Origin of the sequence: Nocardioides cavernae, assembly GCF_013410035.1 — a bacterium.
Classification (GTDB): domain Bacteria; phylum Actinomycetota; class Actinomycetes; order Propionibacteriales; family Nocardioidaceae; genus Nocardioides; species Nocardioides cavernae_A.
The window spans coordinates 123,243-136,135 of the sequence record NZ_JACCBW010000002.1; the positions used below are offsets into that span (position 1 = coordinate 123,243).

The 12,893-nt window shown below is 73.4% G+C and carries 10 protein-coding genes; 7 read left to right on the forward strand and 3 right to left on the reverse strand.

The features are described from left to right. Nucleotides 1-2 precede the first annotated feature (2 nt). Both F4692_RS08130 and F4692_RS08135 read left to right on the forward strand, forming a co-directional pair. Nucleotides 3-2,195 (forward strand): HelD family protein, encoded by a 2,193-nt coding sequence (locus F4692_RS08130; RefSeq protein ID WP_179619187.1) that lies wholly within the window; start codon nucleotides 3-5, stop codon nucleotides 2,193-2,195. Between the two features lie 14 nt (nucleotides 2,196-2,209). Next, entirely contained in the window at nucleotides 2,210-3,034 is an 825-nt protein-coding gene (locus F4692_RS08135) for a hypothetical protein (RefSeq protein ID WP_179619188.1), read from the forward strand. Here the strand turns inward: F4692_RS08135 and F4692_RS08140 are convergent, their stop codons facing one another. After that, complete coding sequence (locus tag F4692_RS08140; protein WP_179619189.1) at nucleotides 3,035-4,000, reverse strand: DMT family transporter; 966 nt, start codon at nucleotides 3,998-4,000, stop codon at nucleotides 3,035-3,037. Nucleotides 4,001-4,074: 74 nt separating this feature from the next. On the opposite strand from F4692_RS08140, the gene F4692_RS08145 reads away from it, so the two are divergent. From F4692_RS08145 to F4692_RS08165, 5 genes are all read left to right on the forward strand, one after another. Continuing rightward, nucleotides 4,075-5,154: an NAD-dependent epimerase/dehydratase family protein gene (locus F4692_RS08145; RefSeq protein WP_179619190.1), complete on the forward strand. Its 1,080-nt coding sequence runs from the start codon at nucleotides 4,075-4,077 to the stop codon at nucleotides 5,152-5,154. A gap of 43 nt (nucleotides 5,155-5,197) precedes the next feature. Next, nucleotides 5,198-7,099: an anthranilate synthase family protein gene (locus F4692_RS08150; RefSeq protein ID WP_179619191.1), complete on the forward strand. Its 1,902-nt coding sequence runs from the start codon at nucleotides 5,198-5,200 to the stop codon at nucleotides 7,097-7,099. Nucleotides 7,100-7,202: 103 nt separating this feature from the next. Beyond that, a complete protein-coding gene (locus F4692_RS08155; protein ID WP_179619192.1) occupies nucleotides 7,203-8,894 on the forward strand; it encodes a sulfatase-like hydrolase/transferase in 1,692 nt (563 codons plus the stop codon). A 36-nt stretch (nucleotides 8,895-8,930) separates the two neighbouring features. Then, nucleotides 8,931-9,491 (forward strand): anthranilate synthase component II, encoded by a 561-nt coding sequence (locus tag F4692_RS08160; RefSeq protein WP_179619193.1) that lies wholly within the window; start codon nucleotides 8,931-8,933, stop codon nucleotides 9,489-9,491. Further along, a complete protein-coding gene (locus F4692_RS08165) occupies nucleotides 9,488-10,744 on the forward strand; it encodes an anthranilate synthase component I family protein (RefSeq protein WP_179619194.1) in 1,257 nt (418 codons plus the stop codon). Before F4692_RS08160 ends, F4692_RS08165 begins: the two co-directional genes overlap by 4 nt. On the opposite strand, the gene F4692_RS08170 is transcribed toward F4692_RS08165, so the two are convergent. Next, nucleotides 10,727-12,118: a sensor histidine kinase gene (locus F4692_RS08170; protein ID WP_179619195.1), complete on the reverse strand. Its 1,392-nt coding sequence runs from the start codon at nucleotides 12,116-12,118 to the stop codon at nucleotides 10,727-10,729. The two genes, F4692_RS08165 and F4692_RS08170, sit on opposite strands and share 18 nt — an antisense overlap. Before the next feature lie 19 nt (nucleotides 12,119-12,137). After that, on the reverse strand, nucleotides 12,138-12,833 hold the full coding sequence (locus F4692_RS08175) for a response regulator transcription factor (RefSeq protein WP_179619196.1): 696 nt from the start codon (nucleotides 12,831-12,833) through the stop codon (nucleotides 12,138-12,140). Nucleotides 12,834-12,893 lie beyond the last annotated feature (60 nt).

The following is a 12,893-nucleotide window of genomic DNA, read 5'->3' on the forward strand; positions in this document are numbered from 1 at the left end:
GTTTGAGCGAGGAGCTCGAGGCGCGCGAGATCGCGGCGGAGCAGGCCTACGTCGACGAGGTCTACGTGCAGCTGGAGGCGTCCACACGCAGCGCCCGGGCGCTCGCCGCCGAGGGGCGCAACCGGGGCAAGCTGGAGCACGAGGGTGGGCTCGTCGAGCGCGACGCGATGGTCTTCCAGGCCGCCAAGCGCATCGCGCAGCTCGACGCCGCCCACGAGGGCCTCGTCTTCGGCCGTCTCGACCTGGACCCGGCGATCGACGCCCAGCCCCGCTACATCGGTCGCATCGGCGTGCGCAACGAGGACCGCGACGTCCTCCTCATCGACTGGCGCGCCCCGGCGGCCGGCGTGTTCTACCAGGCCACGGCCGCCACGCCCTCGGGCGTCGTGCGCCGGCGCGTGCTGCGCTCGCTGCACCGCACCGTCGTCGGCGTCGAGGACGAGCTGCTCGACGACCAGGTCGAGACCGACCTGCCGATCGTCGGCGAGGGGGCGCTCATGGCGCAGCTGTCCCGGGCCCGCGACCGCTCCATGCACTCGATCGTCGCCACCATCCAGGCCGAGCAGGACCAGGCGATCCGCGCGCCCGGCAAGGGCGTCGTGTCGATCTCCGGCGGGCCGGGCACCGGCAAGACCGTCGTCGCGCTCCACCGTGCGGCCTTCCTGCTCTACTCCGACCGCAGGCGCTACGAGGGTGGCGGCGTGCTGGTCGTCGGACCCAGCGGCGTCTTCATGCGCTACATCGAGCGCGTGCTCCCCAGCCTCGGCGAGACCGCCGTCGCGCTCCGCTCGCTCGGCGAGGTGGTCGGCGGCGTCCGGGCCACGCGCCACGACGAGCCCGCCGTGGCCGACGTCAAGGGCGCGACGAGGATGGCCGAGCTGCTGCGCCGCACCGCTCGGCAGCACGCGCCCGGGGCACCGACGAGCTTCCGGATCTACTGGCGTGACGAGACCATCGTGCTCGACCCCGGCCTGCTCGGCCGGCTGCGCCGCCAGCTGATGTCGCAGGGCCGCCGCAACCGCCAGCTCCCCCGCGTCGCCAAGACCCTGCTCGACGCGATGTGGCGCCAGGTCACCGGCGAGCGCGGCAGAGAGCGCGGCCGGGAGGCCTTCGACGACGACATGCTCGGCCACGAGGGCTTCGTCGAGTTCGCCTCCGCCTGGTGGCCGCCGCTCGATGCCCAGACCGTGTTCGGCTGGCTGCGCGACCCCGAGCTCCTCGCCCGCGTCGGCGAGGGCGTCCTCACCCGCGAGGAGCAGCTGCTGCTCACGAAGTCGTGGGCGGCCACCTCGGGTCCGGGCGAGCTGTCGATCGAGGACGTCCCGCTGCTCGACGAGCTGCGCTACGCCCTCGGCGACGTCCCGCAGCGCAGCGACGACGAGCGCGACCTCGACGAGACGGGACTGCTCGAGGGCGGCGCCGTCGACCTGCAGGAGCTCACCACGATCTCCGAGCGCGACTACGCCCCCGGCGGCCTGCGGTGGTCGCCGCCGACGCACCGCATCGAGGACGACGGCTACGCCCACGTCCTCATCGACGAGGCCCAGGACCTCACCCCGATGCAGTGGCGCATGGTCGGCCGCCGCGGGCGCACCGCGAGCTGGACGATCGTCGGCGACCCCGCGCAGTCGTCGTGGCCCGACGCCCCCGAGGCCGCGGCCGCCCGCGCCGAGGCGCTGGAGGGCAAGGAGCTCCACGAGTTCCACCTGTCCACCAACTACCGCAACTCCGCGGAGATCTACGCCTTCGCCGCCGACTACGCCCGCCGCGTCGGGCTCGACGCCGACCTGCCCGACGCCGTACGCCGCACCGGCGAGGTGCCGGTCGTCGTGGGTCCCGTCGACGACCTGGAGGCCGCGGTCCGCGAGGCGGTCACGACCGTCGCGGGCCGGGTCGAGGGCACCGTCGGCATCGTCGTGCCGGTCGCGCGCCGCTCCGAGGTCAACGCCTGGCTGGCGTCGTGGCCCGAGCACGCGACCGACGCCGCCGGCGCCCGCGCCGCGGTCGACTCGTCCGTGACGCCGAGCGGGGAGGACCGCATCGTCGTGCTCACCGGCCTCGACACCAAGGGCCTCGAGTTCGACGGCATCGTCGTGGTCTCGCCGCAGGAGATCGAGGACGAGTCGGCCACCGGCCGGGCGACCCTCTACGTCGTGCTCACCCGCGCCACCCAGCTGCTGACGACGGTCGGCTGACGGGCGGCGGCCACGTGCTCTCCTCGCTCACGCGCGCCCTGACGGCGCTCGTCCCGGTCGTCCTCGCCGCGACGCTGCTCGCCCCCGCGGCCCACGCCACCCTCCCGCGCGGCGACACGGTCGACTCCGACCCCGCCCCGTCGTGGGGGTGGGAGCGGGTGTTCGCCGACGACTTCAGCGGCCTCGCCGGTGCCTGGCCGGAGCAGTGGCACGTCATGCCCGGCTTCAACGCCTCCGTCCAGGACGGCGCCGGCCTGCTGTCGGTCGGCCAGCTCTCGCAGGTCCGGACCAACCAGTCCTGGGCGCTGCCGGTCGGCACCCAGGTGCGGATGACCGCGCGCCTGCTGATGCCCGACACCGGCACCAACTACGCCGCGTTCTGGGCCCAGCAGCCCGACGGGATCGACCCGCGCGAGCTCGACGTCATCGAGAGCTACGGCCCGCTCAAGACCACGGGCGCCCAGCTCGGCTCCCACCTCTGCTACGACGAGAACCTCGGCACCACGAGGACCGCCTGCGAGGACGCCGGGCTCCCCGCCGAGCTGTGGTCGGTCGGCCACCACTTCCCGGCCGGCGCGAAGCCGTGGGAGACCTACTGGATCTACAGCGCGAAGTTCACCGTCGGCGCCGACAGCGTGCAGTTCGCCGCGGCCGACGGCGCCGGGAACCCGGCGTACGCCCTCGACCTGCACCCGGACCTGCGCCGGGTGCCCAACGGCGCGCTGCCCTTCCACCTCCGGCTCTCCAACAAGGACGTCCTGCCCGAGCACGCGGTCGCCGGTGGCACGCGCCAGCCGATGTTCGTCGACTGGGTCGCGATGGACGTGAAGTACCCCTAGTCAGCGCCCCGGGTCCGGCAGCACCGGGCCGGCTGCGGCACTCGGGCGACCCAGCCCCGCCACGGCGAGGAGCACCAGCACGATCCCCGCCACCGCGGCGGGCCCGAGCGACTCCGACAGCACGACCGCCGCGACCACGGCCGCGGTGACCGGCTCGACCAGGCTCGCCGTCACCGCCGTGCTCGGTGCGACCACGCGCAGCCCGCTGTAGAGCAGGACGTAGGCCAGGGCCATCGTCAGGACGCCGAGGTAGGCCAGCCACGCCAGCGCGACGGGGTCGGCGCTCACCCGCGGGCCGTCGACGACCGCGAGGAGCGGCAGCAGCACGGCCGCGCCGACGAGGGTCATCCCGCTGGTCAGCACCAGCGGCGAGGTCTCCCTGCTGATCGAGCCGCCGGCCAGGGCGGTGAGGGCGTACGTCGTCCCGGACGCGACGGCGAGCACGACCCCCAGCACCGGGTCGGGGCCGGTGGACGACGCGTGGCCGGCGACGCTGACGAGCACCAGCCCGAGGAGCGCCGTCGCGAGGACCGCCAGCCGACCGGGCGTCGGGGCACGCCGCTGGCGTACGGACTCCACCACCGTCAGCAGCACGGGCGCGAGGCCGAGGCTGACGACCGTGGAGACCGCCACCCCGACCTGGGTGACCGAGACGAAGTAGAAGCCCTGGTAGGCCGCGGTGCCGACCCCCACGACGAGCAGCTGGCGGGGGCGCGTACGGGCGAGGTGCACCAGCTCGGGGCCCCTGCGCAGTGCGAGGAGGGCGAGCAGCAGGACGACCGCCGCCGTCGCCATCCGCCAGGCGCTGATCGTGATCGGCGACATCGGCTCGTGCTCGCGGATGAGCTGGAGCGCCAGGCCCCCGGTGCCCCACAGGACGCTGGCCCCGGCGACCTCGACGAGGCCGCGCAGGTGGGACTGCTCGTGGTGGCGCGGCGCAGCCACTGCCTGCGCCTGCCCGACCATGGCGGCGAGTCTGCCAGCCGCGGCGGTCCGGGACACGTGGGTCTCACCCGCCCGCTGCGCCTAGGGTGACGGTCATGGCTTCCTCCCAGCAGGCAGGCGGTCGGGTCCTCGTCACGGGCGGCGCCGGCTTCATCGGTACGACCCTCGCGCGCGAGCTCGCGGAGCAGGCCGAGCAGTGGGTGGTCCTCGACAACCTCCACCCGCAGGTGCACCCCGGCTCGCAGCCCCCGGCCGACCTGCCCGAGGCGGTCGACCTCAGGATCGGCGACGTCACCGACGCAGGTGACCTCGACGCCGTCGTCGCCGACCTGCGGCCCGACACCGTCGTCCACCTCGCCGCGGAGACCGGCACGGCGCAGTCGCTCTCGGAGAGCACGCGCCACGGCATGGTCAACGTCGTCGGCACGACCCAGTTGCTCGACGCCCTCACCCGCGCCGGCCACGTGCCGGCGCACGTCGTGCTCACGAGCTCGCGCGCGGTCTACGGCGAGGGGGTGTGGCGCAATCCCGACGGGTCGACCTTCCAGCCGGGGCTGCGCACGCACGCCCAGCTCGAGGCCGGGAGGTGGGACCACGGCGACGGTGCGGCCCACGTGCCCAACACCGTCGCGGGCACCCACCCCCACCCGATCAACGTCTACGGGGCGACCAAGCTCGCGCAGGAGCAGATCCTCTCGGCCTGGACCGGCTCGCACGACACCCGCCTCTCGGTCCTCCGGCTCCAGAACGTCTACGGCCCGCGCCAGTCGCTGTCGAACCCCTACACCGGCATCGTGTCCCTCTTCTCGCGGATCGCCCGCGAGGGAGGGTCGATCCCGCTCTACGAGGACGGCGACATCACCCGCGACTTCGTCCACATCGACGACGTGGTGAGCGCGCTCGTCGCGGCCATCGCGCACAAGCCCGCCGACCACCTGCGCACCGTCGACGTGGGCAGCGGGGTGCGCACGACGATCGGCGACCTCGCCCGCGAGATCGCGGCCTACCACTCCGCGCCCGAGCCGCACGTCACCGGTCAGTACCGCGACGGCGACGTGCGGCACGCCTCCTGCGACGTCGAGATGACGCTCCGCGCGCTCGACTGGCAGCCCCGGGTCAGCCTGCGCGACGGCGTCGCCGGCCTGCAGGAGTGGATCGCGACGCAGCTGGACTGAGACGCCCGTCGCGCCCGCGCACGCCGCCCGTAGGGTGCTCCGCATGACCGACACCCCCACCGTCCGAGACCTCCTGGAGCAGGTCCAGGGGCACGGTGCGTGGGCGGCCATCCGGCGCAAGGCCTCCCCGACGGCCGGGCTGGTCGGGGGTACGCCCCACGAGGTCGCGTCGCTGCTCGACATCCCGCTCGAGACCGGTGCGCCCGAGCCGGGCCGCAGTGCCGACCGGCTGGTCGCGGTGCCGTTCCGTCAGGTGCGCGAGCGCGGGTTCGCCGCCATCGACGACGGCACCCCGCTGACCGTGGTGGACATCGAGGCCGAGCACGAGGTGCCGGTCGAGGACCTGCTCGCCGCCCTGCCGGACGTGCCGGTCGAGTTCGCCGACCGCGGCGGCTTCACGACGAGCGACGACGACTACGCCACCGTCGTCGACGCGATCATCCGCGACGAGATCGGGCAGGGCGAGGGCGCCAACCTGGTCATCGGCCGGCACTACCGCGCGGTCGTCGCCGACTGGGACGCGACGAAGGCGCTCACCGTCCTGCGCCGCCTGCTGGAGCGCGAGCGCGGGGCGTACTGGACGTTCTGCTTCTACACCGGAGAGCGCTTCCTCATCGGCGCCAGCCCCGAGCGGCACGTGTCCGTCCGCTCCGGCGACGTCCGGATGAACCCGATCTCCGGCACCTTCCGCGTCGGGGGTCACGGCGACGGGCTGAAGGACCGGCTGCTGGAGTTCCTCGCCGACGAGAAGGAGGTCTTCGAGCTCTTCATGGTCGTGGACGAGGAGCTCAAGATGATGTGCGACATCTGCCACGAGGGCGGACAGGTGCTCGGGCCGTTCCTCAAGCCGATGACGCACCTGATCCACACCGAGTACCTCCTGGCCGGCCGCTCCGACCGCGACCACCGCGAGATCCTGCGCGACACCATGTTCGCCGCGACCGTGACGGGCGCGCCGGTCGAGAACGCCTGCCGGCTGATCGCCGACTACGAGCCCGAGGGGCGCGGCTACTACGGCGCCGCCCTCGCGCTGTTCGGCCGCTCGCCCGACGGCACGCCCACGATGGACAGCCCGATCCTGATCCGTACGGCCGACGTCTCGCCGGGCGGCGAGCTCAAGGTCACCGCGGGTGCCACCCTGGTGCGCGACTCCGACGCGACCTACGAGGTCGCCGAGACGCGCGCCAAGGCCGGAGGCATCCTCAGCGCCTTCGGCCTGGCGCCCGCCGCGACGTCCGACGGTGCGGACATCGCCGACCTCGCCCGCGACGAGGACGTCGTCCTCGCGCTCGGCAGCCGCAACCAGCGCCTGTCCCGCTTCTGGCTGACCGACCAGGCCGGCGAGCCCGCCGACCCGGGCCTGGCGGGCAAGCAGGTCGCGATCCTGCACGGCGAGGACGACTTCGTGAACATGCTCGTCCACGTCCTCGGCGTCTTCGGGATGACGTCGCGGGTGGTGCGCCACGAGGACTACGTCCCGGGCGCCTTCGACGGGGCCGACCTCGTCATCGTCGGTCCCGGGCCGGGGGACCCCCGCGAGGGCGAGCACCCCAAGATCGCCTCCTTCCGGCGTGCGGTCGACGACCTGCTGGCGTCGGGGCAGCCGTTCCTCGCCGTGTGCCTCGGCCACCAGACGCTGTGCGACCGGCTCGGCCTCGAGCTCGGCTACAAGGACGTGGTCTTCCAAGGCACGCAGTCGCCGGTGCGCATCGACGGACGCACCGAGCGGGTCGGCTTCTACAACACCTTCGTGGGCCGCGTCCCGTCCGGCGCGGCGCTGCCCGAGGGCGTACGCGTCGAGGCGGACGAGGCGAGCGGCGACATCCACGCGATCGTCGGGCCGCACTACCGCGGCATCCAGTTCCACGCCGAGTCGATCCTCACCGAGCACGGCTACGACCTGCTGCACACCGCGGTGCGCGACCTGCTGACGTCGACCGGCTAAAGTCGAGTCAAAGAGTCGACAATCAATCCTGCGTGGCAGGCAACCGATCGGCGGCGCAGGACGTCACCTCTGGTGAGCCGGCTCGGGACACGACGGGGGAGCAGTGCGGTACTTCAAGGGAGCCTGGGCAGGCGTGTGCCTCCTGGCGTTGATGGCGTGCGGGACGACGAGCGGGTCGCTCCCGCGCGAGGACGTGTCGCCGACGCCGCCGCGCACGAGCGCGGCCGCGATGGCCGAGCTCGAGCCGGCCGCCGCGCAGGCGAAGCGGCCCAACATCGTGGTCGTCATGCTCGACGACTTCTCGATGGACCTCGTGCAGACGATGCGGTCGGTGCAGACGATGCGCAAGGCGGGCGCGAGCTATCCCTACACCTACGTCACCGACTCGCTGTGCTGCGTGTCGCGCTCGAGCTTCTTCACCGGCCAGTACCCGCACCAGACCGGCGTGCGCACCAACACCTCCAACAGGGGCACGTCGACGCTCGGGGGCTGGCCCGCGTACGACACCAACGGCAACCCGGAGCGCGCGTTCAACGTGCGGCTGCAGCAGGCCGGCTACCACACCGGCTTCATCGGCAAGTTCCTCAACGAGTACGAGTGGGCGCCCGGCCGGTCGCTGCCGCCGGTGGTGCCGGGGTGGACGACGTTCAACACCGTCTTCGGCTCGGCCTACGACGGCTGGGACTTCGCCAGCACCCGCCTCGTCGACCAGCGGCTCCAGCTGGTGCAGCACCCGGCACCGCCCGCCGGCGCGAGCGACGCGGCCAAGGACAAGGCGTACGCGGGCACGGTGATCGGCAACCAGGCGATGGACTTCATCGCGGCCGGCGAGTCCTCGGACGCGCCCTACTTCCTCGAGGTCGCGCTCTACGCCCCGCACAACCGGGTGAACCCCGAGCCGCACTACGCCGGCGACCCGCTCTTCCCGCCGATGTTCCGCGACCGCTCCGGCGCGCGCAGCTGCGGCCGGGTGGCGTGCCGCAAGCTCACCACCGACGACCTGCCCGGCTTCGGCGACGCCCGCAGGGACAACCGGCCCCGCCGGGCCGACGGCACCCGCGCGCGGGCGTGGAACACCGTGCGTACGCTCCCCGCACCGCTCGCGGTCCGCGACCTGCGCGACCGGGCGCGGATGTCACAGTCGGCCGACCGGCTGGTGAAGCGGATCCTGCGGGCGGTCGGGCCGAACACCTACGTCGTGCTGACCTCCGACAACGGCTTCCACCTCGGCCAGAACGGGCTCGGCCGCGGCAAGGGCACGCCCTACGACACCGACGTCCGGGTGCCGCTGCTCGTCACCGGCCCCGGCGTCGTGCCCGGCGCGCGCAAGGAGGTCACCAGCAACATCGACCTCGCGCCGACCTTCGAGGAGCTCGCCGGGCTGGCGCCGGCGCCCTACCGCAGCGGGCTCTCGTTGGTGCCGACGCTCACCCAGCCCACGCTGGCGCGGCAGTCGTACGCCTTCCTCGAGCACACCCAGCAGACGCTGACGGGCAACGACCCCGACGCCGCGTTCACCGGGCCGGAGCTCGACCGGATCCCGTCCTACACGGCCGTGCGCAGCCGCACCGCGCTGCTCGCGCGCTTCGACCTCGACCCGCGCCCCGGGAAGGTGCAGTGGGGCTACGAGTTCTACCGCTACCGGCGCAACGGGTTCGAGCTGAAGAACCAGTTCGCCAGCACGAAGCGCCAGGACGAGGTCGCGACGCTCATGGCGAAGCTCGCCGCCTTCGACTCGTGCACGGAGTCCGGCGACCAGCCCGTGTCGGACGCCTGCCGCGCCGTGCGGCAGTAGGGTCTCGCCGGCCGCGGCAACCACTACTGTCGCTGCGTGCGACCGGACGTGATCGTGGTGGACCACCACGACTCCTACACGTGGAACCTGGTGCACCTCGTCGCGTCCGTGACCGGCGTGCTGCCGCGGGTCGTGCAGCACGACGAGGTCGAGCCGGCCGACGTGCTGCGGCACTCGCACGTCGTGCTGTCGCCCGGTCCCGGCCACCCGGCGTCACCTGCCGACTTCTCCGTGGGCAACGCCGTGCTCCTCGCGGGCGAGCGGCCGGTGCTGGGCGTGTGCCTCGGGATGCAGGGCCTGGTCACGGCGTACGGCGGCACGGTCGACCGCCTCCCTCCCGCGCACGGCGAGGTGGCGGCCATCAGCCACGACGGGCTCGGCGTGTACGCCGGGGTGCCGCAGGGGTTCGCCGCGGTCCGCTACCACTCCCTCGGGGCGGTCTCTCTTCCTCCGTCCCTCGAGGCGACGGCCTGGTCGGAGGACGGCGTCGTGATGGGCGTGCGGCACGCCGACCTGCCCCTGGAGGGCGTGCAGTTCCACCCGGAGTCGGTGCTCTCCGAGCACGGCGCCGACCTGATCGGGAACTTCCTCGCGTGACGGACCCGGTGTCGTTCTTCCGGTCCGTGGCCGCCGACCACCGGCGCTGCTTCTGGCTCGACGGTGGCGGCGCGCGCGAGTGGTCCGGTCGCCGCTCGATCATCGGGTGGCTCGGGGACGACGACGTGTCCCTGTCGTGGTCGGCCGCCCGGCGCGAGGTGACCCTCCACTCCGGCGGCACCGCGACCGTCGTCGGCGACGACGTCTTCGCCGTCCTCGAGGAGCGCATCGGTGCGGGCGAGCAGTGGTTCGGCTACCTCGGGTACGCCGCGCGTACCGACCTGCCCGCCGCGCCCGACCCCGTCCTCCCGGACGCGGTGTGGATGCGGCCGCGGGGGGTGCGGGTCTTCGAGCACGGGGTGGACGATCAGCGATCCCCGGCTGACCGGGGATCACTGACGTTGTCGGCCTCTGCAACGCCTGACAACGTCAGCGAGAGGCCGACAACCCCCTACGCCGAGGCCTTCGCGCGCGTCCAGGAGCACCTCCACGCCGGCAACTCCTACGAGGTCAACCTGACCCACCGGCTGACCCGCACCTCCGACCTCGACCCCGTCGCGGCGTACCTCCGGCTGCGCGAGCTCAACCCCGCGCCCTACAGCGGCTTCCTCCAGCACGACGTGGACGGCGCCCGCGCGTGGCTGCTGTCGAGCTCGCCGGAGAGGTACGCCCTCGTGACGGCCGACCGGCACCTCGAGACCAAGCCGATCAAGGGGACCACGCCGCGCGGGGCGAGCGCCGAGGAGGACGAGGCGCACCGGCTGCGGCTGGCGAGCGACCCCAAGACGCGTGCGGAGAACCTCATGATCGTCGACCTGCTCCGCAACGACCTGTCGCTCGTCTGCGAGGTCGGGTCGGTCGAGGTGCCGGCGCTGATGGAGGTCGAGTCCTACGCGTCGGTGCACCAGCTCGTCTCGACCGTCCGCGGGCGGCTGCGCGACGACGTCTCGACGGTGGCGGCGCTGCGCGCGCTCTTCCCGGCGGGGTCGATGACCGGCGCTCCCAAGCTGCGGACGATGGAGGTCGTCGAGGAGGTCGAGTCGACGCCGCGGGGTGCGTACGCCGGGGCGTTCGGCTGGATCAGCGGTGACGGGCCCGCGGACCTCGGCGTGGTGATCCGCTCCCTGACGACCGACGGCGGCGGGACCTGGACGCTCGGGACCGGCGGCGGGATCACGGTGAGGTCGGACGTCGCCGAGGAGTGGGCCGAGGCGGGCTGGAAGGCCGAGCGGCTGCTACGCGTCTTCGACTGAGGGCGCGATCCCGGGGATCCACAGGGCGAAGCGCGCACCGCCGCCGGGCGCCCGGGACACCTCGATCCGGCCCCCGTGCCGGTCCACGACCTGGCGCACGATGGCGAGCCCGAGCCCGGACCCGGGCATCGCCCGCGACTCCTCGGCGCGGTAGAACCGCTCGAACACGTGCGGCCGGTCGGCCTCGGCGACACCGTCGCCCTCGTCGTCGACGGTGAGGACGCCCTCGCCGAGGCGTACGGTCACGGTGCCGTCCGACGGGCTCCACTTCGCGGCGTTGTCCAGCAGGTTCGTCACCGCGCGCTCGAGACTGCTCGCGTCGCCCACGACGGGCCACGGGTCGAGCGCCACGTCGAAGGCGACGCCGTGGGCGCGTCGGCGCACGCGGGTCACCGCGCGCCCGACCACGTCGGCGAGGTCGACCTCGGCCACGGTGCGGGTGGTCGGCTCGTCGCGGGCGAGCTCGACCAGGTCCCCGACGAGGGCGCTGAGCTCCCCGATCTGGCCGCGCACGTCGTCGAGCAGCTCGAGGCGGGCCTCGGCCGGGAGCGCACTGTTGCCCTCCGCCTGGCGCAGCAGGTCGAGGTTGGTGCGCAGCGAGGTGAGGGGCGTACGCAGCTCGTGGCTGGCGTCGGCGACCAGGCGGCGCTGGCGGTCGCGTGAGGCGCCGAGGGCGAGCAGCATCTGGTTGAAGGCGGTCGCGAGCCGGGCCACCTCGTCGTCGCCCTCGACCCGGAGGGGCGTGAGGTCCTCGGTGACCGCGATCCGCTCGACCGCGGCGGTGAGGCGGCGTACGGGTCGCAGGCCGTTGCGCGCCACCAGCCACCCGGCCATCAGGGCCGCCAGCAGGCCCAGCGCCCCGAAGACGAACAGGACGCCGCTGAGCTTCTCCAGCGTCCGGTCGTTGGGGCCGAGCGGCTGCGCCAGGATCAGCGCCTGGCCGCTGCCCGCCTCCACGGTGGCGACCCGGAAGCGCTCGCCCTCCTTGGTGACGAGGGTCCGTACGACCGACTCGCGCCGACCGGTCACCACGTCGTACTCGGGCTGCCCGAGCTTGAACGCGGGGATGTCGGTGCCCGACACGCTCTCGGTCGTCACGAAGATGACGCGGATGTCGGCCGCGCCGAGCATCCAGGGCGGGAACCCCTGCACGGTGAGCTCGGACAGCGCCGAGACGTTGGTCGCCTTGTGGGCGCGGTTGAGCAGCGACTGGTCGAGCGAGCTCATCAGCTGCTGGCGCATCACGACGTAGGCGGTGAACGCCATGATCGCGATGGTCAGGCCCAGCGCGAAGGTGGTGAGGACCGCGACCCGCGACGCCAGGGACCGGCGGTAGTGCCAGCGCCCGTCGGGCCAGGCGGTCGCCTGCCTCATGCGCGGGCCTGCGGGCTGGTCATGATTCCTTCAGGACGTAGCCGACGCCACGCACGGTCTGGATCAGGCGCGGCTCCCCCTCGGCCTCGGTCTTGCGGCGCAGGTAGCCGACGTAGACCTCCAGCGAGTTCGCGCTGGTGGGGAAGTCGTAGCCCCAGACCTCCTCCAGGATGAAGGAGCGGTCGAGCACCCGGCGCGGGCGCCGCAGGAACATCTCGAGCAGCGTGAACTCGGTACGGGTCAGCTCGATCGAGCGGCCGCCGCGCGACACGTCGCGGCTGGCGACGTCCATCGAGAGGTCGGCGAAGGAGAGGACCTCGCTCTCGCCCTCGGCCTCGGGCACGACGCGGCGCAGCAGCGCGCGCAGCCGGGCCAGCAGCTCCTCGAGGGCGAACGGCTTGGTGAGGTAGTCGTCGGCCCCCGCGTCCAGGCCCTCGACCCGGTCGCCGACGGCGTCGCGGGCGGTGAGCACGAGGATGGGCACGTCGTTGCCGGCAGCCCGCAGCGCCCGGGTCGTCTCGATCCCGTCGAGGCGCGGCATCATCACGTCGATCACGACGACGTCGGGGTGCTGCGCGCCCACGGCGACCAGGCCCTCGGCGCCGTCGGCCGCGAGCAGGACCTCGTAGCCGTTGAACTCCAGCGACCGGCGCAGCGAGTCGCGCACGGCCCGGTCGTCGTCCACGACGAGGACGCGCGGCTTGGACTCACTCACGGGGGACAGGATGCCACCGACGCCTGAGGCGGTCCTGAGAAGCGCGGAGGCGGCCGGACC

Excerpts from the sequence above, each read along its gene's own strand:
- F4692_RS08140 (WP_179619189.1), bottom strand. The coding sequence starts at position 4,000 with ATGGTCGGGCAGGCGCAGGCAGTGGCTGCGCCGCGCCACCACGAGCAG.
- F4692_RS08145 (WP_179619190.1), top strand. The coding sequence starts at position 4,075 with ATGGCTTCCTCCCAGCAGGCAGGCGGTCGGGTCCTCGTCACGGGCGGC.
- F4692_RS08170 (WP_179619195.1), bottom strand. The coding sequence starts at position 12,118 with ATGAGGCAGGCGACCGCCTGGCCCGACGGGCGCTGGCACTACCGCCGG.
- F4692_RS08150 (WP_179619191.1), top strand. The coding sequence starts at position 5,198 with ATGACCGACACCCCCACCGTCCGAGACCTCCTGGAGCAGGTCCAGGGG.